The sequence below is a fragment of the Mesorhizobium sp. B2-5-11 genome (genome assembly GCF_006440835.1).
Taxonomy (GTDB): Bacteria; Pseudomonadota; Alphaproteobacteria; order Rhizobiales; family Rhizobiaceae; genus Mesorhizobium.
The window spans coordinates 192,448-212,891 of record NZ_VFUK01000004.1 but is presented as its reverse complement, the minus strand read 5'-3'; the positions used below and the strand labels follow the sequence as shown (position 1 = coordinate 212,891).

General features: G+C 63.6%; 22 protein-coding genes and 1 pseudogene. 20 read left to right on the top strand and 3 right to left on the bottom strand.

Going from position 1 to position 20,444, the window contains the following annotated elements:
- Positions 1 to 100 precede the first annotated feature (100 nt).
- The 13 genes and pseudogenes from FJ490_RS14920 (at position 101) to FJ490_RS14855 (ending at position 10,047) form a co-directional block, all read left to right on the top strand.
- Entirely contained in the window at positions 101 to 1,138 is a 1,038-nt protein-coding gene (locus FJ490_RS14920) for a helix-turn-helix domain-containing protein (protein ID WP_181165264.1), read from the top strand.
- A 327-nt stretch (positions 1,139 to 1,465) separates the two neighbouring features.
- Entirely contained in the window at positions 1,466 to 2,428 is a 963-nt protein-coding gene (locus FJ490_RS14915) for an AraC family transcriptional regulator (protein ID WP_140499017.1), read from the top strand.
- A 199-nt stretch (positions 2,429 to 2,627) separates the two neighbouring features.
- Positions 2,628 to 2,933: a hypothetical protein gene (locus FJ490_RS14910; protein WP_140499015.1), complete on the top strand. Its 306-nt coding sequence runs from the start codon at positions 2,628 to 2,630 to the stop codon at positions 2,931 to 2,933.
- 283 nt (positions 2,934 to 3,216) lie between these two features.
- The gene (locus FJ490_RS14905; RefSeq protein WP_140499012.1) at positions 3,217 to 3,462 is read left to right on the top strand and encodes a DUF680 domain-containing protein; all 246 of its coding nucleotides are present in this window, start codon (positions 3,217 to 3,219) and stop codon (positions 3,460 to 3,462) included.
- 107 nt (positions 3,463 to 3,569) lie between these two features.
- Positions 3,570 to 4,541, top strand: a complete 972-nt coding sequence (locus FJ490_RS14900; RefSeq protein WP_140674323.1) for an MBL fold metallo-hydrolase — start codon at positions 3,570 to 3,572, stop codon at positions 4,539 to 4,541.
- A gap of 31 nt (positions 4,542 to 4,572) precedes the next feature.
- A complete protein-coding gene (locus tag FJ490_RS14895; RefSeq protein ID WP_140582480.1) occupies positions 4,573 to 5,070 on the top strand; it encodes a tetratricopeptide repeat protein in 498 nt (165 codons plus the stop codon).
- Between the two features lie 198 nt (positions 5,071 to 5,268).
- Entirely contained in the window at positions 5,269 to 5,790 is a 522-nt protein-coding gene (locus tag FJ490_RS14890; protein WP_140728428.1) for a DoxX family protein, read from the top strand.
- Between the two features lie 112 nt (positions 5,791 to 5,902).
- The gene (locus FJ490_RS14885; RefSeq protein WP_140728429.1) at positions 5,903 to 6,499 is read left to right on the top strand and encodes a BA14K family protein; all 597 of its coding nucleotides are present in this window, start codon (positions 5,903 to 5,905) and stop codon (positions 6,497 to 6,499) included.
- A 277-nt stretch (positions 6,500 to 6,776) separates the two neighbouring features.
- Complete coding sequence (locus FJ490_RS14880; RefSeq protein WP_140499001.1) at positions 6,777 to 7,028, top strand: hypothetical protein; 252 nt, start codon at positions 6,777 to 6,779, stop codon at positions 7,026 to 7,028.
- Between the two features lie 199 nt (positions 7,029 to 7,227).
- A complete protein-coding gene (locus tag FJ490_RS14875) occupies positions 7,228 to 7,560 on the top strand; it encodes a DUF2934 domain-containing protein (protein WP_140498999.1) in 333 nt (110 codons plus the stop codon).
- A 511-nt stretch (positions 7,561 to 8,071) separates the two neighbouring features.
- Positions 8,072 to 9,229, top strand: a complete 1,158-nt coding sequence (locus FJ490_RS14865) for a sulfite oxidase (RefSeq protein WP_140728430.1) — start codon at positions 8,072 to 8,074, stop codon at positions 9,227 to 9,229.
- 210 nt (positions 9,230 to 9,439) lie between these two features.
- A pseudogene (locus tag FJ490_RS33085) lies at positions 9,440 to 9,543 on the top strand (PRC-barrel domain containing protein); the annotation flags it as partial.
- 156 nt (positions 9,544 to 9,699) lie between these two features.
- A complete protein-coding gene (locus tag FJ490_RS14855; protein ID WP_140500147.1) occupies positions 9,700 to 10,047 on the top strand; it encodes a hypothetical protein in 348 nt (115 codons plus the stop codon).
- A 189-nt stretch (positions 10,048 to 10,236) separates the two neighbouring features.
- Here the strand turns inward: FJ490_RS14855 and FJ490_RS14850 are convergent, their stop codons facing one another.
- Together FJ490_RS14850 and FJ490_RS14845 are read right to left on the bottom strand one after the other, a co-directional pair.
- Positions 10,237 to 12,294 (bottom strand): TRAP transporter permease, encoded by a 2,058-nt coding sequence (locus tag FJ490_RS14850; protein ID WP_140728431.1) that lies wholly within the window; start codon positions 12,292 to 12,294, stop codon positions 10,237 to 10,239.
- An 85-nt stretch (positions 12,295 to 12,379) separates the two neighbouring features.
- Positions 12,380 to 13,369: a TAXI family TRAP transporter solute-binding subunit gene (locus FJ490_RS14845; RefSeq protein ID WP_140728432.1), complete on the bottom strand. Its 990-nt coding sequence runs from the start codon at positions 13,367 to 13,369 to the stop codon at positions 12,380 to 12,382.
- 337 nt (positions 13,370 to 13,706) lie between these two features.
- Here FJ490_RS14845 and minC point away from each other — a divergent pair, with 337 nt between their 5' ends.
- From minC to FJ490_RS14825, 4 genes are all read left to right on the top strand, one after another.
- Positions 13,707 to 14,561: a septum site-determining protein MinC gene (minC, locus tag FJ490_RS14840; protein WP_140728433.1), complete on the top strand. Its 855-nt coding sequence runs from the start codon at positions 13,707 to 13,709 to the stop codon at positions 14,559 to 14,561.
- Positions 14,562 to 14,734: 173 nt separating this feature from the next.
- The gene (minD, locus tag FJ490_RS14835) at positions 14,735 to 15,550 is read left to right on the top strand and encodes a septum site-determining protein MinD (RefSeq protein WP_140500139.1); all 816 of its coding nucleotides are present in this window, start codon (positions 14,735 to 14,737) and stop codon (positions 15,548 to 15,550) included.
- On the top strand, positions 15,547 to 15,819 hold the full coding sequence (minE, locus tag FJ490_RS14830; RefSeq protein WP_140500137.1) for a cell division topological specificity factor MinE: 273 nt from the start codon (positions 15,547 to 15,549) through the stop codon (positions 15,817 to 15,819). The genes minD and minE overlap by 4 nt, the downstream gene beginning before the upstream one ends.
- 339 nt (positions 15,820 to 16,158) lie before the next feature.
- Entirely contained in the window at positions 16,159 to 17,616 is a 1,458-nt protein-coding gene (locus FJ490_RS14825; protein ID WP_140500135.1) for a hypothetical protein, read from the top strand.
- Positions 17,617 to 17,778: 162 nt separating this feature from the next.
- Here FJ490_RS14825 and FJ490_RS14820 read toward each other — a convergent pair whose 3' ends face one another.
- Positions 17,779 to 18,315 carry a DUF6428 family protein gene (locus FJ490_RS14820; protein ID WP_140565315.1) on the bottom strand — a complete coding sequence of 179 codons (537 nt, stop codon included), beginning with the start codon at positions 18,313 to 18,315 and terminating at the stop codon, positions 17,779 to 17,781.
- A 42-nt stretch (positions 18,316 to 18,357) separates the two neighbouring features.
- Between FJ490_RS14820 and FJ490_RS14815 the strand changes: the two genes are divergently transcribed.
- The 3 genes from FJ490_RS14815 to arsK all read left to right on the top strand — a co-directional run bounded on the left by FJ490_RS14815 (position 18,358) and on the right by arsK (position 20,429).
- Entirely contained in the window at positions 18,358 to 18,711 is a 354-nt protein-coding gene (locus FJ490_RS14815) for a metalloregulator ArsR/SmtB family transcription factor (protein WP_140500133.1), read from the top strand.
- 85 nt (positions 18,712 to 18,796) lie between these two features.
- Complete coding sequence (gene arsC / locus FJ490_RS14810; RefSeq protein ID WP_140500131.1) at positions 18,797 to 19,210, top strand: arsenate reductase (glutaredoxin); 414 nt, start codon at positions 18,797 to 18,799, stop codon at positions 19,208 to 19,210.
- Positions 19,191 to 20,429, top strand: coding sequence for an arsenite efflux MFS transporter ArsK (arsK, locus tag FJ490_RS14805; RefSeq protein ID WP_140565312.1), 1,239 nt, complete (start codon positions 19,191 to 19,193; stop codon positions 20,427 to 20,429). Before arsC ends, arsK begins: the two co-directional genes overlap by 20 nt.
- The last annotated feature ends 15 nt before the right edge of the window (positions 20,430 to 20,444 follow it).

Below are 20,444 nucleotides of genomic sequence, written 5' to 3'. Positions count from 1 at the left end.
GCGATCAGGCGTTGTCGCGCCCCGGCATAAATGCATATTGTGAGCGGTTCGCGGTTGCGGAGCATGGGCGGTGGCAGCGGCAGGCAGCAGTCAAGGCGTTGTGTCCCAACGGCAATTCGTCGACACCGGGGTTCAGCGCTGCGTGCTGGACACGGCAGGCCTGGCGCCTCGGCAAGCCCTTGCGTTGTGGCAGGAGAATATCGGCCTGCTCTACGACGTTCGCCTGCGCAACGCCGGCGATGACCGGTTTCATTTCCACGCCGATGCCTTTCACTTCGGCGAGATCGTCCTCACCTCGTATGGGTGCATCGCGCAAAGCTTCGACCGCGCGCGCGCCCGGATCAGCCGCGACGGCCTCGATCACATCACTGTGCAGGTCTGCCTGCGCGGAAGCCATGGACGGCGCGATGGCGCATCGGATGAAAAGGCCTCGTCGGGGGACCTGATCGTGGCCGACCTGGCACAGGCCCAGTCGACGGGTACGTCCGATTTCGACAGCCTCAACCTGACCATGCCGCGCCGCCTGCTGGCGCCATTCCTAAAGGCGCCGGACGAGCACAATATGCGCGTCATTTCCGGCAACGCGCCGTTGGCGGCGCTGTTGCGTGGGCATCTTGTGGGCCTCTACGGGGCCGCGCCCGCAATGAGCCGTCAGGACGCCGAGGCGGTGATCGGGCCGACGCTGGAACTCGCCGCCGCGGCCGTAAATTCGGCTGTGGCGGAAGAGAACGCCGCTTCGGTCCACCTGGCGCTTACCGGCGAGATCCGTCGCCACATCGACGCGCATATCCGCAGCCGGCACCTCACCGCCGAGGCCATCGCCGCCATGTTCGGCATGTCCATGCGCAAGCTCTATTACCTCTTCGAACCTCATGGCGGTCTTTCCAGATATATCCAGGAGGAGAGGCTGCGCCGCTGCCGCGCCGAGCTCGCCGATCCCGGCCGCCGGCACGAAAGCATTGCCGAGATCGCCGGTCGCTATGGTTTCGGTCACCGCAAGAGCTTCGTGCGCGCCTTCCGCCGCTCTTTCGACATGACCCCGCGGGAGATGCGGGCACATGCCGCCCATGGGCGCAGCCAGTCCCTCGGCCATGGCGAGAACCGCACCATGTGGCACTGGATCCGCGAACTGCGATAGAGGCGGCGTGCCAGCCGAAAGGCAAATGAATCAATGGACAAGCGGTGTCCGATCAGCAGGCATGTGAAGAGCCTTCCCGTGCTTTCCGAGGCGATTTCCCCGATCGGTTGCACCAGCGGCCACATTCCCTGCGCCTCATGCCACATTTGCGCGGAGCCCTCACATAGGTCTTGAAATTCTGCCGCAGCCCGCGCGAAAAGCGGCCGAAGGCTCACACCACGTCGAGGGCACTGGAGGGGTTCATGGCACTGTCTAGAGCGGAGAGGCAGCAAACGGCGCCCGCCATCGGCGGCACCCCGTGAGGTTCTGAGCGGGGATCGAACGCAGGTGGCCGACCAGGACACCATCATAGTTCTGTCCACGGACGCGATCGCGGCCCGAGAGCGCGAAGCTGCCGTGCGCGAGTTCTATGGCCGCATCTGCATGCGGCTGGACCTTGCGCCGCTTGAACGCGGCGAGTTGCGGCTAAGCGCCTCCACCACCATCCTGCCAGGGGTGAGCGTGGCCCACGGGCAGGTCGCGCCCATGGCTTGGGAACGCACGGCCGCGCTCCAGCAGGACGCCAATGACGACCTGGTGGTGTCCTGGATCGCGGGCGGGTGGCGTTTCGATACGGCACGGCACGAGGCGGTTGAGACCTCGCCCGGTGCGCCCTGCATCATGCCGATGGACCGGAGCTGGCGAGCGAGGGCGCAGAACGGCGATTGGACGATCTGCGCGCGATTTGCCCGATCGACGCTCACTCCTCTCCTTCGCCATGTCGGCGATCTCAGGCCGGATGCCATCAATCCCGGCACGCCTGAAGCGCGGCTTCTGCTGGCCTATGTCGAGGCGGTGGCGGGTGGGGCGATCGGCCCCGGTCTGGCGCCGCTGGCCGCCCAGCACATTGCCGATCTGTTCGCCGCGGCGGTCGGCGCCAACCGCGAGGTTGACCAGGTGGTCGCCGGCCGCGGCGTTCGTACCGCCCGCATGCATGCCATCAAGCGTTATATCGAGGAGAACCTGCACCGAGCGCGCCTCTCGGCAGAGACGGCGGGCCGGGGGCTGGGGCTCAGCCCGCGCTACATCAGGCGCCTTTTCGCCGAAGAGGGGCAGGGGTTTTCCGACTATGTCATGCAAAGACGGCTGGAGCGGGTCCACCGGCAGCTCGCCAGCCCGCTTTTTTCAGCAAGGCCGATCGCCGACCTCGCTTTCGAGGCGGGGCTGGTCGAACCCTCGACCTTCTACCGGCAGTTCCGGTCCCGCTATGGCATGACCCCATCGGAGGTGCGCGCCGGCCGCGCGCCGTGAGACGCATGCGGCCGCTCACGCATGGCAAACCCGGTCACCTGTTCCGTCAGTGCCACTTGCCTGTGCCGCCAGTGCGATACGCCTTTATCCCCGGTGCGGGCATGGTCGCGCCGGCGGACGCGGGTGCAACGGCATGCGCGGGAGCGGGGGCGAGCGGCCAGGCCTCCGTGACATCGGAAAGCTGGCCCTGGAGATAAAAATGCGTGCGGCGAGAAGCTTGATACTGGGCATTACGGTTTTCTGCGCAATTCTTCCGACCGAGGTCTTCGCGGCCTACAAATGCATGAATCCGGCAATCTGCAGGGCGGTCTGCGGCAGCGAAACATGCGGCAAGATCGCCGCGCGCGATCCCGACATGAAGGCGCTGGACCTGTCCAAAGGCGCGTCCGGGCAGATCGCCGCTTCCAGCAGCGGGTCTTCGTCCGGGACCAGCTCGAGAAAAACCTACACCTGTTCGAACCCGGCGATCTGCATCGCGGTCTGCGGCAAGAAGACCTGTCCGTAACCAGAACGGACTCGGCGTATCATCAGAGGCGCCGGCGCGCTGCGCCGGCGCCTTTCGTGCGTGCACGCGGTCGGCGTGCCGGAACGCGGCGGCATTCCCAGCCTGGTTCCTCTCGCTAATATTCGTGGGCGAGGACTTCAGTCCTGGCCGCCGAGCCCCTGATTTTTCTCCTTCAAAAGAATCTCATCGCGCCCGGGAATAAAGCGCGGGGCTGCAGGGTCTTCACTGTAGCGGGCCAATCTGACGGCCCGCGCCGAGGAAACGAAACAAGGACCTAGCCAAAATGACCAAGCTCGCTCTCAGCGTGGCTGCCATGATGCTTGCCTCGAGCGCTGCCTTCGCCGGCAGCGATCATGGCGCCAACAACGCCAACCAGCCGGTCGCTCCGGTCGACACCAATGCCACCGGCTCGATCGCCTACACCGCACGCCCCAATGGCGCCGACACCAAGATAAAGACGGGGCCGAGCCAGGGGTCGGTGCAGGACATCATCACCAGGCACAACAACGACAGCCTCTGGGGTCGCTGAATTCATGGGCCGGGCCGGCTCCCGACGGGTACCGGCCTCTCTTCGTCACTCCTTCCAGGACTTTGGCCATTCGCGACTTTAGCCACCACCTCGAACAGGAGATCACCATGTTCACCATGACACGCCGCACAGTGCTTGGCACCGCCGCCGCTGCTGCCGCCTTCGGCCTTGCCGGCAAGCTTGAATTCATCCGTCCGGCCTTCGCGCAAGCTCCGGTCGAGCCCACCGTCGGCTTCTACAGATACAAGGTAGGCGATATCGAGATCACCGCCATCTATGACGGCATCTGGCGCAAGCCGCACGATCCGGCCTTCATCAAGGATGTCTCAGTCGAGGACACCAAGGCAGCACTCGCCAAAGCGGGGCTGACCACCGACTTCATGCCCATCCCGCTCACTGTCGTCGTGCTCAAGATGGGCGGTAGGCTGATCATGATGGATGCCGGCTCGGGTGTCGGCCAGTGGCAGGCCAATGCCACGCATCTGCCGGCCAACATGGCCGCGGCCGGCATCGACTACAAGGCGATCGACACCGTCATGATCTCGCATTTCCACCCCGACCATGTCTGGGGCCTGATGGAAAAGGGCACCAACGCGCCGGTGTTCCCCAATGCCGAGCTCATCGTCAACGCCATCGAATACAAATGGTGGATCGACCCGAGCCGGCTGGCCAAGCTGCCCGAGGGACGCAAGCCGGCGGGCAAGCGCATCGCCGAGAACTTTCCGAAATGGAAGAACTGGAAGCTGGTCGAGGACGGTGCCGAGGTCACGCCCGGCATCCAGATCATCGCCGCGCCCGGCCACACACCAGGCCATTCTGTCTACCTGGCCAACTCCGGCAAGGAGCAGATCATGATCTCGGCCGACACCATGTATGTGCCGGCGCTGCTGGCGCCGCATCCGGAGTGGCAGGGCGCTTACGACCAGGACGGACCGACGGCAATCGCCACGCGCCACAAGATCATCGACCGGGTGATATCGGACAATATCCGCATTTCCGGGTCGCACTTCCCGTTCCCGGGCACCGGCACCTTCGTCAAGGACGGCAAGGCGTACGGATTTACTCCGGTCCAGATCTGAGCACGAGCTTCCAACGCAAGCGAGAAAGACAATGAAACGATCCCTTTTGAGCAGAAACGCCCTGTCGGGCAGACATGCCCTGTTCGGCCTGCTCGGCGCCATTGCCGTGCTCACGGTGCTTCCGGTCGCGACAATCATGCCGGCCTATGCGGTCGACGACATCGAAGGCGCCGACGCGCCGGATCTCACCGCCATCAAGGCCAAGATCGATGCCAAGGACTATTCCGGCGCATTGGCTGAGCTGCGCGATCTGGCGCAGGACACGCAGCAGGCGGACGTCTACAACCTGCTCGGCTTCACGCTGCGCAAGACCGGCGACTTCAAGACCGCGCTCACCTACTACACCAAGGCGCTGGAGCTGAAGCCCGACCACAAGGCCGCCCGCGAATATCTGGGCGAGCTCTATGTCGAGACCGGCGATATGGACAAGGCCAAGGAGCAGCTGGCCTCCCTGGAGAAGCTGTGCCCGGCCGGGTGCGACGAGCTTTCCGACCTGCGGCAGGCCATCGACACCAGGGTGACGAAGTAAGACCTTTCCTCCCCCTCCACGGCGAAGCCGAGACGGAAGGGGGCGTTGGCCCCGAGCTCGCCCCTTCGTCCACCACGGCTGGGCGCTCGTGGCTGGCGCGCTTTGCCGGAGCCGGCATCCTCTCCCTCGCGCCGGCTCCGGCCTTTTCAACATCAGGCGCTTGGCGCCTGCCCGTGCCAAAAAGATCGGAGGCTGACCATGACATTGACCGAACGCTCCGCGAAGCTGCAGGGTCTTGCCGCTAAATACCACCTCGGGGACGTGGGCCTGCTTGCCGGCCGCCTGCTTCTGTCTCTCATCTTTTTGCATGAGGGCGCCACGCTGGCCGCCCATTTCAATGCCGCCGCCAGGGCCATGGCAGCGCTTGGTGTCAACCTGCCGCTGTTTGTCGCCACCGTCGCGTTGCAACTGGGCGCAGGGCTCTCCCTCGCGTCAGGCCTGCTGACGCGGCTTGGCGCCATCGCACTCGGCCTGTTCTGTTTGGCAACGGCCATGCTGTTCCACACCGATTTCGGCAGCCAGAACGAACTGCTGCATTTCGAAAAGGACCTGGCGATATCGGGCGGCATGTTCGTGCTGGCCGTTGCGGGCGCCGGCAGGGTCTCGCTGGACCGGCTGTTGGCGCTCCATTTGCGGCAGCGCCAGCGCGGCGAGGACATGCCGGCCGCGTTACCCACAGCGGAGAACCAATTGCCAGTGGACGTGAAGCAGCTGGTTTGAACGGCGCCGCCTTCGCATTCGCCCAGCGGAGCGCCGCGCCTATTTCCCGCGCTTTGCTGGAACCAGCCTTGACCCCCCCGCATTGCTTTAGCAGGGGCTCAAGGAGCGCGGCGTGAAAGCATTGTTGGGACTGGTCTGCGGTTTCGTTTTGACCCTTGCGGTGTTCGGTAGCGGTCTAGCCTTCGCCGTCTGGCTAATCACCGCGAACCCACCGCGCCAGGCACCGGCCACCGTCAGTATGGCGGAGCTTTGGACCAAAACGGCGCAGCCGGTGGACAGAACGGCGCAGAATCTCGATCGCCTGCCGGCCGAGCAGCCCGCGCCCTCCAATATCGAGCCCAAGCGCCAGGCCGGGGATACCGACCCCACCGCCACCGGCGCCATCGCGCCCGCCACGGCCGAACTGCCGCAGCCGCATGTCGCCTGGTGCGCGAGCCGCTACCGCTCCTACCGGCCGCAGGACAACAGCTACATGTCCTATAGCGGGCAGCAGCGCCCCTGCATCTCGCCCTATCTCGACGCCGACCGTGCCGCGCCACCCGCCGCCGAGGCCAGCTACGTCGAGGACAACGGCACTGGGCCGGGCGCCTATGCCGCCGCTGGCGATGATGACCATGTCGCCTCCTGCTTCAGCCGCTACCGCTCCTACCGCCCGGAAGACAACAGCTACCAGCCCTATTCCGGCGGGCCGAGGCGGCAATGCCAATAGCGGGCGCTGCGCTTTCCGGCTGCATTCCACGCAAAATTCCACTCCGGCAAGGGTTTTTACCACGCCGCCTACCACGCCCGCACAAACACCACGCCCCTATCAAGCCGCCAACAGCGCAACAACGGACCGAGACGGTCGTGCGCTGAACGACCTGTCGCTGCAAGATCCAGTGGGATCGCGGTTGGCCGGTTTCGCCTGAAACAACAAACACGGTCCCATGAACGCGGGCGGGCGGCGCGTTGGGGCCAAATGTCAACTTCAAAAGATGGAAACCGAAATGAAGAAGATCGTATTGACCGTTGCCTCGTTGTTGTTCGCCTCCGGCATGGCTTTTGCCGGCAGCGACCACTTTGGCTCCGACTTCATCCCTGCCGCAAGCAGCTATCCAACCACACATGCGATGATGTCGGGCGGCGCCAAGACGGCTGTCCCGAGCGTCACAAACAGCATCGCTGACAGCGCAATGGGGGCAAACTCGAACTCCGACATGCCTGCACAGGGCTATGGTCAGGGCATCTGGGGACGCTGACAACAAAGCCGGCCGCCATGGCCGGCATCCAGGCGGCGGGCGGACCCGCCGCCTGGATCATTTCGCGCCATGACCGGCTCTGCCCGGCGCGCCTCGTACCATCCCAATCTCCAACGACCCAGCCCGGCGATCACGCAAATTCTTTGGATCGTTCGGAGGCGGGCGGCGTTCAGATGCTACCCAATGGAGGATTTGAGAAATGGGCGACGACCAACGGCATGGGAAAATCCAGGAGCGCGCCTATCGGATCTGGGAGCGCGAAGGCGGCGGCGACCCCGAGCAGCACTGGCACCGGGCCGAGGCAGAGATCGACAGGGAGCTGTCGATGGCGGCAGGCAACGCGCCGCCGCGCGAGATCGCCAGCACCGACGTGCTTACGGTCGAGGAATTGGCCATGCGCACCGGCATATCAGGCAAGCAGGCACAGGACCTGATCGACAGGCTGGGCAACGACCGCGCCGCGATCGAACAGGCAGCACTCGGGCTGAAGGGCAAGCGGCGGCGAAATCCCGGTCAGGAAGAGGCCAAATGATCTGCAAACTCAAGGACGGAAAATACCGGCTCTATTCGCGCAAGAAGGATGAGAAGACGGGCAAGCGACGGAACCTGGGGCTTTCGATAGCCGCGAGGCGGCGGAGAAGCATGAGCGCGAGGTGCAGTATTTCAAGCGCCATTGAGGAAATCGACTCGTTGGTCCTTTATTCTCGGCGTTGTCCCTGCCGTTCACAAAATCCGACCCACCAATTGTAGGCTGCATTGGATTTTGGAACACGAGGCAGATGCCAATCGTGATGCGAAGATGCGGCCCTTGCCCTCGCCACGAGGACAGATAGGGCATATAGTTGAAGATCGCCGGCTCGGACCTGACAAGCTGGCGATTGAGAGCGGAGACGTCGCTTTAACTACGGCGCGCTTCTAACTCGGGTTGTTTCACACGCTCTCATAATTGCCCGCCGCGGCCGGCCTCTGCTTTGCGCGATCCCGGTCGCTATTGCATCTATCACTGAAGGAGAACTGAGCTTTTCACTGGAGGAGAAGTCGTCATGCATTACCTTCCCAGACGTGAATTCATCGTTCAAGGCGGGGCAGCCCTCGCAGCGTTGGCGTCCTTTCAATCGCGGATTGCCTCTGCCTTTCCAAGCCGGGCCGGCGAGGAAGTCATCAAATGGTTGGATCAGCTGCCGCCGAACCCGGTTCCGAAAGTCATCAAAAATCAGCTGGTGTGGGAGGATCTCGATTCCTGGGTGACGCCCAACGACAAGTTCTTTTCAATCGCGCATTTCGACCGGCCGGTGATCGACGAAAGCACCTGGAAACTCGAAATCGGCGGCTCCGTTAAAAAGCCGACAACCCTGACGCTCGCCGACATCAAGGCTCGACCGCGCCAGGAAGTCACCTTCACGGTCGAATGTTCGGGCAATACCGGTCTGCCGTTTTTCAATGGCGGCATTGGCAATGCGCGCTGGGCGGGCACGCCGCTCGCGCCGATCCTCAAGGAGGCCGGAGTCCTCGACACTGGTATCGAGGTCGTCTTCTGGGGCACCGATAAAGGGGAAATCAAGCGGGCCGACGACGTCAAGTTCACGCAGAATTTTGCGCGCAGCATGTCACTTGCCGACGCCATGGATACCAAAAACATCCTTTGCTACGAGATGAATGGGTCCCCCTTGCCTTCTGACAACGGCTTCCCGCTGCGGCTGATTGCGCCGGGATGGTACGGGATCGCGAACGTCAAATGGATCAAGCGCATAGACGTGAACGATCAGCGCTTCGAGAACCGGTTCATGGGACGCGATTATGTCACGCTGCGCGAGGAAAACCACAACGGCGAGACAGTATGGGTGGAAACTTCGGTCGGGCGGGCGAGGCTGAAATCGGCACCGGCCCGGGTCACTCATATCGGCGATGACTACCGGATCGTCGGGGCCGCCTGGGGCGCACCGGTCGACCGGGTCGAGGTGAAGATCGATGACGGGCCATGGATGCCGGCGGCCATCGACGAAACCGACAAGGCGGACTTTGCCTGGAAACTATGGTCCGTCGACTGGCCCAAGCCTTCCGCCGGAGAGCACGCCGTCACCTCGCGCGCGGTTGGTACGGGAGGGCAGGTCCAACCCGCAATGGACGATCCCATCATTGCCAAGAAGCATACCTATTGGGAAAGCAACGGTCAGGTGACGCGACGTATCAACATTCACTGACTGGCGGGCAGTCGTATCAAAGTGTCTGAGAGCGATGTGCCCCCATGTCTTTGGCATGGGGTCACCCACATCCGACCAGGCGCCGGCCTGAAGCTGGCCAGAGACGATGCGATGACGACTCCATCGCAGCGCCAAGAGCGGTGTTTAGTGACCTGCGCGGACGCGGAGAAAACTTGAACGGCTGGCGTTCCTCGCCCTTCGCCGAGCCCGGTGGCCGTCACCGAGCTTGACTTCATGCGCGACGAGGACGGCGCCACGCCGTGACCCAATGGACCAAGGACCAGCTGAAAGGAGTGCCGGAGCACCGCGACTGAAGGGCCCGACCGTGGCCCTTTTCGAAAGGAGAGTGAGATGATCCGAAAGTGCCCGGACAAGGGCAATTCGCCGTGCCTGAGGGTGGTAGTGCTTAGTGACTTCGGCCAACCGAGAGTCTAGGCTGGCATCGGTTCTGTCAGCGCGAAGACCGTCACATGCCCCGCTTTCTTGCCGTCTACACCATGAAGCCTGAAGACCTTGCCCGCTTTCGCAGCCTGCCCAAGCCCGAGCAAGATGCGATTGATAGCGTCGGCCTACAGCAGTGGACGGACTGGGAGGAGAGAAATGCCGCATCTTTCCCCGATCGCGGCGGCATGGTCGGGAGGACGACGCGCGTTACCAAGGATGGGGTCGCAGACGCCGTGAACCCTTTCTGCGGCTACATTGTCGTCGAGGCCGATACAATCGATGCCGCCGCCCGCCTGTTCGAAAGCCATCCGCATTTCACCGTCTTCCCGGGAGACGGCGTGGACATCATGCCTTTCGTCACTGACCCTCAATGACTTGAAACTCCGGCTGTCGCTTTCTGATGTCGAAGGCTGTCTGTCAGCTCTCGGGGAACTTTTCCCCCGCGGAACCGATCCTGGCGGTTCGCGTCAGATTCAGGTTGAGAGCACGCTGACTTCCTGAAGTCCCCAAAACGTTTCCTGCCCCTTTGAGTTCTCGGGGAGGGATCGTTGGGGCGGCGCTGATCAAGCCGGTCGCGCCTCTTCGACGTTGCGCGCGCTCCAATGGCGCCAGATGACGGGAATGGTCAGAACCAGGCCGAGTAGGGACGAATAGAGTTCGGGCGCCACCAGAAGCAGGGCGGCCAAGACCAGCAACACGTTTTCCCATGGCCGGGTGCGCACGAGCAGGTAGCGCGAGAGGGCGGCCCCCAGGCAGGTGATGCCGAGCACGCAGCCAAAGAAAGCCAGGAAGAAGTTCGGCCAGGTGAAATCTTTCGTCACCAGCAGAAGCGACGGCGAGAAGACAAAGACAAAGGGCACCAGCGCCTTGCCGAGCCCGAGCCGAAAGGCAGTGTTGCCGGTCTTGAATGGATCAGCTCCCGCCATGCCGGCGGCAGCGTAGGCAGCCAGCGCAACCGGCGGCGTGATGTCAGCCAGCAGGCCATAATAGAAGACGAAGAAGTGGGCGACGATCGGCTCGGTGCCGAGCATCACCAGTGCCGGCGCGGCAATCGTCACCATGATGATGTAGTTCGCTGTCGTCGGGATGCCGCAACCCATCAGGATGCAGACCACGCCGGTCATGATCAGCGTGAACAAAAGGGTCAGCCCGTGCGTCGAGAAGATCGCTTCGGGGATAAAGGTGCCGAACAGCAGCGACAGATGGCCTGCCGTCGAAGTGACGATGTAGGACAGCTTGAAGCCGACGCCGGTCAGGGTGACAACGCCGACGACGATGCCGACCGTGGCGGCGGCAGCGCCGACGGCGAGCGCATACTTGGCGCCGTCGCGCAGGCACACCACGATGTCGGCGACAGACATGCGCCGGCGCGGGTTAAACAGGCCGACCAGGATGCACAGGGTAATGCCCCAGAAGGCAGCCATGTAGGGCGTATAACCCGCAAGAAGCACGCCGATCAGGACGACGAGTGGGATGATGGTCGGCCAGTCCCGTTTCAATGCCTCGACCACGTCGGGCATCTCGTCCGGCCGCAGGCCGCGCAAGCCGGTGCGCTTGGCCTCGAAATGCACCTGCATGAACACGCCGAAGAAGTGCATGAAGGCCGGCACTATCGCTGCCAGGATGATGGTCGTGTAGGGCAGTTCGAGGAACTCGATCATCAGGAAGGCGGCGGCTCCCATGATCGGCGGCGTCACCTGCCCGCCGGTGGAGGAAGCCGCCTCCACCGCGGCGGCGAAATGCTTCTTGTAGCCGAGCCGGATCATCGCCGGGATGGTAAGCGAGCCGACGGTGACGGTGTTGGCGACCGACGAGCCAGAGATCATGCCAAACAGGGCCGAGCCGAAGATCGATACCTTGGCCGGACCGCCGGCGTAGCGGCCGGCGACCCATGCCGCGCAGTCGAGAAAGAGCTGGCCGAGACCGATGCGGGTGGCGAAGACGCCAAACAGGACGAAGTGGAAAACGTAGGTGGCGACGACGCCGAGCGCGATGCCGTAGATGCCTTGCGTCGTCAGGTAGAGGTGGTCGACGAGCTGGGAGACGGACGCGCCGGGATGCACCAGGATGCTCGGCATATAGGGGCCGAACAGCGCATAAACCATGAAGAGGACGGCGATGATGGGCAGCGGGATGCCGACGGACCGGCGCGTCGCCTCCAGCAGGAGCAGAATGAGGGTCAGCCCGAGCACCACGTCCGTCGTCGTGGGGTTACCGACGCGGAAGGCAAGATCGTCGAGCGGGATCATCGGCACGTGCAGGACCGCTACCACCGCGGCAAGCGCCAGCAGCCAGTCGAAAACCGGTATGCCGAGCGGCCGCAGAAAGCTGGATTGGGCGGGCTGGTCGTAGCCCTTCTTCACCAGAGGGAAGACGAGGAAGATCAGCGACAGCACCATCGACAGGTGGATGCCCCGGTGCAGCATCTCCTGCAGCAAGCCGAATCCAGCCGTGTAATAGTGAAACAGCGACAAGGCCACCAGGAGGAAGCCGACCAGCCAGCCGGCGGCCCGGGTCAGCGGCCGGAACCGGATCTCGGAATCGAATTTCTCCTCCAGTTCGCGAGCCTTTTCCTCGTCGAACTCCATGCCGGAAAGCCTGATCTTGTCGTCGTCGCTCATAGTCGGTTCCGTATCCTGAATCCCCAGACAAACGAGGCGGAAAGCACGCCTTCCGCCTCGTTGTCGCCAGTTTGTTGATGGCCTCTTATTTCAGGGCGCCGACTTCCTTGTAGAATTTCTCCGCGCCCGGATGGAACGGAATGCCGGCGCTGGTGACCGCGTTCTGGAGCGTGATCAGCTTGCCCTTGGCATGACCAGCCTGCAGCGCCTTCTGGGTCTCGTCGCTGTAGAGCGACTTGACGATCTTGTAGATGAGGTCATCGGTCTGCTTGGCGCTGGTCACCCATTGCGCGGCGACCGAAATGGTCTTGGTCTCGCCGACATTCTTGTAGGTGCCCGCGGGCACGATGTCGGTCGAGAAGAACTTCTGTTCGGACAGGAGCTTGTCGGCCTCGGGGCCGGTGATCGGCACCAGCGTGATGTTGTTGGTGCTGGCAAGCTCGACGATGGCACCGGTCGGATAGCCGCCAACGAAGAAATAGGCGTCCATGGCGCTGTCTTGCAGGCGCTCGCCGGCCGGGCCGGGCTTGAGATATTCGGGCTTTACGTCCTTCTCCGTTAGACCGTAGGCGCCGAGCACCAGGCGCGCATCAACGATGGTGCCGGAACCCGGCTCGTCGAGGGAGACGCGCTTGCCCTTCAGATCCGCCACCGTCTTGATGCCGGCGTCGGCGCGCGCGACCAGATGGATGGTTTCAGGATAGAGCGTCGCAATGAGGCGCAGATCCTCTACCTTGGGCTTGCCCTCGTAGAGGCCGGTGCCCGAATGCGCCCAGTAGGCGACATCGGATTGCGTGAAGCCCGATTCGGAAGCGCCCGACTGGATGGCGCTGATGTTGGCCACCGAACCGTTGGAGGACGTGGCGCTGGCAACCAGGCCCTCGACGCCGGCCGGCCCCGTCGCCGAGATCGCGTTGGCGATCAGCCCGCCCACCGGATAGTAGGTGCCGGACGTGCCGCCGGTGCCGATACGGAAAAAAGCCTGCTGCGCGCGCGCCGGCGAAAACCCTGCCGCGGCCAGCGCCAAAGTGCCCGCGCCGACGGAAAAGACGCGACGGTTGATCGAAACAGTCATACTACCTCCCGGTCAAAGATCGGCAGGATGTTGCATCAACCCAAGGATTGTCAACCTGCGCGCGCCTTTCGGGAGGGGATCTGTCGTCGCTGGCGGTGCCCCCTCCCTGTTGCCGTCATGGCGCATTTTGAGATCTAGCTTGTCGATTGAACGGCGGTAATCCGCTTGCTGACGCGGCGCTATCAACACATTCCGCGTGTTGTCAGCCGGCATCCGCAACTGGCGGTTAGCCGACCCTCCAATTTCTGGCGGCTTCCAAGGTGCCAGCCGTCTTTATTAACCATTTGTTAACCATTCGGCCGGCACCCTTTAACCATTGAGTAAGGATTCGCCAGCCGTGACCTTTGCCGCTCCCCTGGAGACCAAATCCATTCGCTTTCGCGCCCGTTCGTTCGTCGCTTTCACGCTGACGCCGGAGGCGCCGATCGGTGCTTGGCTGGAGGGGCTGGATCATTGGATCGGCAATTCGCCGGGCTATTTCTCAGGGCGGCCGGTGGTGCTCGATCTCAATGCGCTGAAGCCTGCGGCCGACGAGATCGCGGCGCTGGTCGCTTCGCTCGGCACGCGTGGCATCCGGGTCTATGCCATCGAGCTCGAAGGGGCCTCGCTCGGGCCCGAGCTGCCGCCGCTGCTGGCCGGCGCCAAGGAGGCCACTTCAGATGGCCTGCTGGCGCAGCCCGGCCGCAACGGCAAGGCAGGCCTGGCGGAAGAGGCCGGCAAGACGGAAGCGGTGTCTTCGGAACGCGGCAAGGAAACGGGCAAGCCCGACGAGGGCAGGGCCGAGGCTGGAAGGGTCAAGGCGGCCAAGGCGGCCAAGGCGGCCAAGACAGAACAGCAAGCCGGCGCGGCGGAGCCGGCCCTGGCCGGAACGCTGATGGTCAAGTCGCCCCTTCGCTCGGGCCAGTCGATCTTTCATCCGCATGGCGATGTCATCGTGCTTGGATCGGTCGCTTCCGGTTCCGAGATCATTGCGGCGGGCTCGATCCATGTCTACGGCACGCTGCGCGGCCGCGCTATTGCGGGCTCGGAAGGCAATATTTCGGCGCGCATCTTCTGCCGCAGGAACGAGGCCGAGCTGCTCGCCATCGACGGCTGGTACACCACGGCGGAGGACATGGAAGGCGCCTCGCGCGGCAAGCCGGTGCAGGCCTTCCTCGAAGACGGCGTGCTGCGCGTCGTGCCGCTGAACTAGGGCGCCGGGATGAAAACGCCGAACCAGTTCTTGTCTTGTGCGACCGCGAACAGGACGCTCAGGTCCGCAAGGTTGGGACCGGTTTCGCGTGGGATGATGGCAGGTTCCAACAATAGCCGTGCGACGCACGGAGCAATAACAAACGACAACATCAGGCGACGGAGGCTTTTTTCATGGGCAAGGTAGTGGTGGTCACCTCAGGCAAGGGAGGTGTCGGCAAGACGACCTCGACGGCCGCATTGGGGGCCGCGGTCGCCAGGACCGGCAAGAAAGTGGCGCTGGTCGATTTCGACGTCGGCCTGCGCAATCTCGACCTGATCATGGGCGCCGAACGGCGCGTGGTGTTCGACCTCGTCAATGTCATCCAGGGCACGGCCAAGCTGTCGCAGGCGCTGATCCGCGACAAGCGCGTCGACACGCTGTTCCTGCTGCCGGCCTCGCAGACGCGCGACAAGGACGCGCTGACCGAAGAAGGCGTCGGCGAGGTGATCGAGAAGCTGCGCTCGGTGTTTGACTATGTGTTCTGCGACAGCCCGGCCGGCATCGAGCGCGGCGCGCAGCTCGCCATGCGCTTCGCTGACGAGGCGGTCATCGTCACCAATCCGGAAGTGTCGTCGGTGCGCGATTCCGACCGCATCATCGGCCTGCTCGACGCCCGCACCATGCGTGCCGAACAGGGCGAGCAAATCGCCAAGCACGTGCTGGTGACGCGTTACGATGCCGGCCGCGCGGCTCGCGGCGAGATGCTGTCCATCGACGACGTGCTGGAAATCCTGTCGGTGCCGCTGCTCGGCATCATCCCGGAGAGCCAGGATGTGCTCAGGGCCTCCAATCTCGGTTCGCCGGTGACGCTGAGCGATCCGCTGAACGCCGCCGCCAAAGCCTATATCGAAGCGGCGCGGAGACTGGAAGGCGAAGACCTGCCGGTCGTGGTTCCCTTCGAGCGCAAGGGCTTCCTCGACAGGCTGCTCGGAAGGAGGGCGGCATGAACATTCTCGACCTCTTCAAGCGGCGCTCCAGCGCGCCCGTGGCGCGTGAGCGGCTGCAGGTGCTGCTCGCCTACGAACGCCGCAGCCGTGGCCAGCCCGATCTCGTCTCCGTGCTGCGCGAGGAGATCATGGCCGTCATCGCCAAGCACGTGCAGATCGACCAGGACTATCTGCAAATCTCGATGGACCGCGGCGAGACCATGTCGACGCTGGAAATCGACATCCAGATCCCCAACAAAAGCGCCGTGCCGCTGGCCATGGCGGGCTGACTTTTACCCTCCCCTTGTGGGGAGGGTCGCTGCAAGCAGCGGGCGGAGTTGGCGCGGCGCTACAGGACGAGCATCCTTCAGCGCCAGCGCCTCAGTCCTACCTTCCACGAGGGGAAGGTAGGATCCAGGATTTTCCGCATCAGATTCCACCCAGAAATCGGGTGCGTCAATTCTGCAAAAAGACGGCCGCGGCACTGGTCGCCCGCCGCATCCCAACCCCAAATGTCCAACTTTACGCTCCCCCTAATGGGGGGCTTCCCCTGCGCAATCAGTGGATGTAAGCATACATATTAGCCAATTATTAAATACTGAATGGGGTATGCGTAAAGGGCATTCGTTATGAATTTCAAGGGTCTGATCAAGCGTGCCGAAGACGTAGATGATGCACTCCAGGAGCTGCAGGCCGATCTGGCGGACGCTCTGGATGCCAGCCTCGATACCGAATACGACGCGCCGCCGGACAGCGGCTATATCCCAGATTCCGCGCCAGGAGCCGAGGCCTCGGCACCCGAGGCCAATGCGGATGATGCGGATAATCCGGACGGCGCGGGCAACGCCGACGATACCGAAACCGCACCACGACTGACGCCCCATACCCAGACCCGGATGGCGGCATTGAGTGCCTTCGAAGGGATGTTCCATGACGCCAGGAACTATATGGACGAGATCAACGGCAAATTGTCGGAGATCGCTACCTCACACCATTTGACGCGCGAGTTCCTCAACATCCTCCACACCGATATTCTTCGCGCCAACGAGCTGGAGCTCGCAAATGGCGACCTGGTCGCGGAACAAAGAACGCTGTCGGAAAAGCTGCACGACACGGCAAGAAAGCTGCGCGAGCGTGAAAGCGCCTGCGAATTGCTGCAACAGCGCGAGACAAGCCTGGTCCAGGACAGGGAGGCGCTTCGCGCAGCGCTCGCAGCGGCCAGGCTGGAACTTGCCGAAACGGCCAATGCGGGCGCAAAACGCGACGCGGAGTTCGGTGACATCGCCAAGCGGCTGACGGCCAGGGCGGTCGAGGCCAACAGGCGCCTGCGCGAGAGCAAGATGCTGCGGGAAAAACATGTCAGCCTGTCGATCGAGCTCGACAAGGCGCTGAAGCGAGAAACCCAGACGCGCCACAGGCTCGACGAGCTCTCGACGATCCATGCCAGCGAAGCAGCGCGGCTTGCCGAACTGCTGGCCGCGCTCGGCAAGAGCGAGAAGGAGGAGATAAGGCTCCAGAAGTCACTCGAGACTGCCCAGGCAAAGCTGTCGGAAATGACCGAAGCGGCCAGCATGATGGAAGGCGACAGGCAAGCTGAACTCGCGCGCAGCCAGATGGAAATGCGCGGATTGCGTTCCGAGATCCAGGACCTGCAATCACGGCTGGAGCGGGCCTCGCACGAGAACAGCGAGGCCACAGCCGAGATCGCCAGGCTCAAGACCGACTTGAACGACACCCTGGCCGAAAAGAAAATCGCCGATCAAAAGTTGTCCTCGCTCACCGACGAGAACGAAAACGACAAGACGAGCCTTTCGAAAGCGAACGCCAATCTTTCGCAGCTTGCGCTGCAACAAGCATCGGAACAGATACAGCTGGATGTCCAGAGGCAGGAATGCGAGGACCTCAAAGCTGAAATCGCGTCGCTCAATGCCCGGATCAAGGAATTGCTGCCTTACGAACGGCTCCACAAGGCCACCAACGGCAGATCGCGCGAGGCCGACGTGGTCGACATCGCCGCCGTGGTGGCGGAGAAAGCCCGTGGAACGGGCAGGCGGCGCATCCGCAGGAACCTCCGCGCCACGCCGTAGCTCATTTCGCCGGCATGGCCGCAGGTCCCGCTGCGGGGCAGCGTTCCGCGCCCGCTGCCTCAACGCGATCGCACGCCGCCGCCGCGGCGCAAATCGCTGAACTGAGGGAGCGGAAGGCCGTCCGTCAAGACGGCGCCAAGCCATCTGCTTGGCTGCGAAACGTCAGCCGCAGCAAGGTTCCGGTCCGGCCGAAGGTCCGCAACAGGCCTTGGCTTTCCTCTCTTCCTCCAGCCAGCGGTCACGCGGCTTGCAGCTTGCCGGCCGCGGCGAAAGCTCGACATGCACCGCATCACCGGCGAGCCGGGGAAGCGCGGCGCGGTAGAGCTGCATCGGGCGCACGCCGTCGCTGACTTCGAAAGTAAGCTTGGCGGAATGGTCGAGGCCGACATGCTCCGTCACCTTGCGGATGATCGCCGAGAATTTCCCGGCCGGCATATGCGTGCGGTCCTCCTCGACGTCCCAGAGCTGCACGAAGATCTCGGCCCAGGATTCCGGGTTTGCACCGCAGTCCAGCGCAGCGAACTGGCCGGCCTTCACCTCGGTGACGTGGTAACCAGGCCTCACCGGCCGGCCGTCGTAGAAGAACACCAGGCGCCGGTCCTCGTAGCCCGCCAGAAACTCCAGCAAGCCAGCGATGGTGATGTCGTCGGGATCAACGACGTCAGCGGGTTCAAATTCCCGATTGTCAGAAACGAGCATGTGGGGTAATCCTTGTTTCAACATTTTTAGGATTGTTGAAATATGGATGAACGTCAAGCCCTTTCCGCCTTTGCGGCTCTTTCGCAAGAAACGCGCCTGCGCATCCTGCGGCATCTGGTGATCGCCGGTCCGGACGGGATTGCCGCGGGCGCCATCGCCGAAAAAGTCGAGGTCTCGGCCTCGAATGTGAGCTTCCACCTGAAGGAGCTCGAGCGGGCAGGGCTGATCAGCGTGCGGCGCGCTTCGCGCTCCATGGTCTACAGCGCCGAATATGACACGTTGAGCGGCCTCATCCGTTTCCTGATGGAGGATTGCTGCTCCGGCCGGCTGGAGATCCGCGCTTCGGCGTTGGCTCCAGACTGCTGCGCCGCCGATGTGAAGGGACCGGTTCAGTGATCGTCGCGCCGACAGCCCGGGCGATCGTCCCGACCGCGCCGCATCAGCAATCCGAAATCCAACCTCTTGCCGTCGAGGCCAAGCCATGACCGCTACGATCTACCACAATCCCGACTGCGGCACCTCGCGCAACACGCTTGCCATGATCCAGGCGAGCGGCGAGAAGCCTGACATCATCGAGTATCTGAAACATCCGCCCAGCCGGGACCGCTTGCGCCAGCTTGTCGCCGCCATGGGAATTCCGGCGCGCGCTCTGCTGCGCGAAAAGGGTACGCCCTATGCCGAACTCGGCCTGGGTGACGCCAAATGGACCGATGAACAGCTGATCGACGCCATGCTGAGGCATCCGATCCTGATCAACCGGCCGATCGTCGAGACGCCCAAGGGGACGCGGCTGTGCCGTCCGTCCGAGCTCGTGCTCGATCTGCTCGACCATCCGGTGGTCCGCTTCACCAAGGAAGATGGCGAGGTAGTGAACCATGACCGTGGCATCAAGTGATCGAAGCCTTTCCGATCTCGAAGTCCCGGAGCGCTCGCCGCTGGCCGCCATTGCCGCCCTCGGCGTCACCCAGATCATCGGCTACGGCACGCTGTACTACAGTTTCAGCATTCTCGCCGCCGATATGGCCAGCGATCTGGGCTGGCCGACCGAATGGATTTTCGGCGCGCTCTCGGCGGCTCTGCTGGTTGGCGGGCTGACGGCGCCCTGGCTCGGAAACTGGATCGACCGCTTCGGCGCCGGCAAGATCATGACCGTCGGCTCGATCCTTGCCGCGGCTGCGCTCGCCGCCTGTGCCTACGCGCCGGCGGCCGGGGCCTTCGTGGCGGCGCTGATCGTGCTGGAAGTGGCATCGAACCTGGTCCAGTACGGCGCCGCTTTCGCGCTCCTTGTGCAGATAAGGCCGCGTGCAGCGCAACGCAGCATCACCTATCTCACCCTCATCGCCGGCTTCGCATCGACCGTGTTCTGGCCGATCACCTCGGCCCTGCACGCGCAGATGTCATGGCGAACCGTCTATCTCGTCTTCGCGGGGCTGAACCTGCTCGTCTGCCTGCCGCTGCACGCCTGGCTCTCGCACGGGCTGGCCAAGAGCAGGCGCTCGGCGACCGAGCCGCCACGGCATGTCCAGGGATCGCTTCCGGCCTCGGCGCGGCCGCTCGGCTTCGCGTTGATGGTCATCGCCTTCTCGCTGCAGAACCTGCTTGGCGCCGCTGTCCTGGTGCATATGGTGCCGCTGCTTTCCGGACTTGGCCTCGGGGCGACCGCTGCCGTCGTCGGAACGCTGTTCGGGCCGTCACAAGTGTTGAGCCGCTTCATCAACATGATCTTCGGCATCAACCTGCCGCCATTGACGCTGGCCATCATCTCGGCCGGCCTGATGACGAGCGGGGTCGTCGTGCTGAACTGCACGGCGCCTTCCGTTGCAGGCGCGATGGTTTTCGCCGTCGTCTTCGGCATGGGCAACGGGCTTTTCAGCATCGTCATCGGCGCCCTGCCGCTGACATTGTTCGGCAGTGCGGACTATGGCCGTCTGCAGGGGCGCGTCACATCGGCCCGGCTGCTCGTTTCGGCCGTCGCGCCCTTTGCGCTGGCCTTTGCCATCGTCAATGTCGGCATTGCCTGGTCGCTGGGGGCCATGGCGTTTCTGGGCGGCACCGCGCTGCTGGTCCTGACAGCGATCACGAGACTGCCGAACGCGCGCAACGGCCGCGTCTGAGGGCGGCCGGCTCGT

Coding starts and splice junctions, on each gene's coding strand:
- FJ490_RS14910 (WP_140499015.1), top strand. CDS start 2,628: ATGCGTGCGGCGAGAAGCTTGATACTGGGCATTACGGTTTTCTGCGCA.
- FJ490_RS14905 (WP_140499012.1), top strand. CDS start 3,217: ATGACCAAGCTCGCTCTCAGCGTGGCTGCCATGATGCTTGCCTCGAGC.
- FJ490_RS14900 (WP_140674323.1), top strand. CDS start 3,570: ATGTTCACCATGACACGCCGCACAGTGCTTGGCACCGCCGCCGCTGCT.
- FJ490_RS14895 (WP_140582480.1), top strand. CDS start 4,573: ATGAAACGATCCCTTTTGAGCAGAAACGCCCTGTCGGGCAGACATGCC.
- FJ490_RS14890 (WP_140728428.1), top strand. CDS start 5,269: ATGACATTGACCGAACGCTCCGCGAAGCTGCAGGGTCTTGCCGCTAAA.
- FJ490_RS14880 (WP_140499001.1), top strand. CDS start 6,777: ATGAAGAAGATCGTATTGACCGTTGCCTCGTTGTTGTTCGCCTCCGGC.
- FJ490_RS14875 (WP_140498999.1), top strand. CDS start 7,228: ATGGGCGACGACCAACGGCATGGGAAAATCCAGGAGCGCGCCTATCGG.
- FJ490_RS14865 (WP_140728430.1), top strand. CDS start 8,072: ATGCATTACCTTCCCAGACGTGAATTCATCGTTCAAGGCGGGGCAGCC.
- FJ490_RS14855 (WP_140500147.1), top strand. CDS start 9,700: ATGCCCCGCTTTCTTGCCGTCTACACCATGAAGCCTGAAGACCTTGCC.
- FJ490_RS14850 (WP_140728431.1), bottom strand. CDS start 12,294: ATGAGCGACGACGACAAGATCAGGCTTTCCGGCATGGAGTTCGACGAG.
- FJ490_RS14845 (WP_140728432.1), bottom strand. CDS start 13,369: ATGACTGTTTCGATCAACCGTCGCGTCTTTTCCGTCGGCGCGGGCACT.
- minD (WP_140500139.1), top strand. CDS start 14,735: ATGGGCAAGGTAGTGGTGGTCACCTCAGGCAAGGGAGGTGTCGGCAAG.
- minE (WP_140500137.1), top strand. CDS start 15,547: ATGAACATTCTCGACCTCTTCAAGCGGCGCTCCAGCGCGCCCGTGGCG.
- FJ490_RS14825 (WP_140500135.1), top strand. CDS start 16,159: ATGAATTTCAAGGGTCTGATCAAGCGTGCCGAAGACGTAGATGATGCA.
- FJ490_RS14820 (WP_140565315.1), bottom strand. CDS start 18,315: ATGCTCGTTTCTGACAATCGGGAATTTGAACCCGCTGACGTCGTTGAT.
- FJ490_RS14815 (WP_140500133.1), top strand. CDS start 18,358: ATGGATGAACGTCAAGCCCTTTCCGCCTTTGCGGCTCTTTCGCAAGAA.
- arsC (WP_140500131.1), top strand. CDS start 18,797: ATGACCGCTACGATCTACCACAATCCCGACTGCGGCACCTCGCGCAAC.
- arsK (WP_140565312.1), top strand. CDS start 19,191: ATGACCGTGGCATCAAGTGATCGAAGCCTTTCCGATCTCGAAGTCCCG.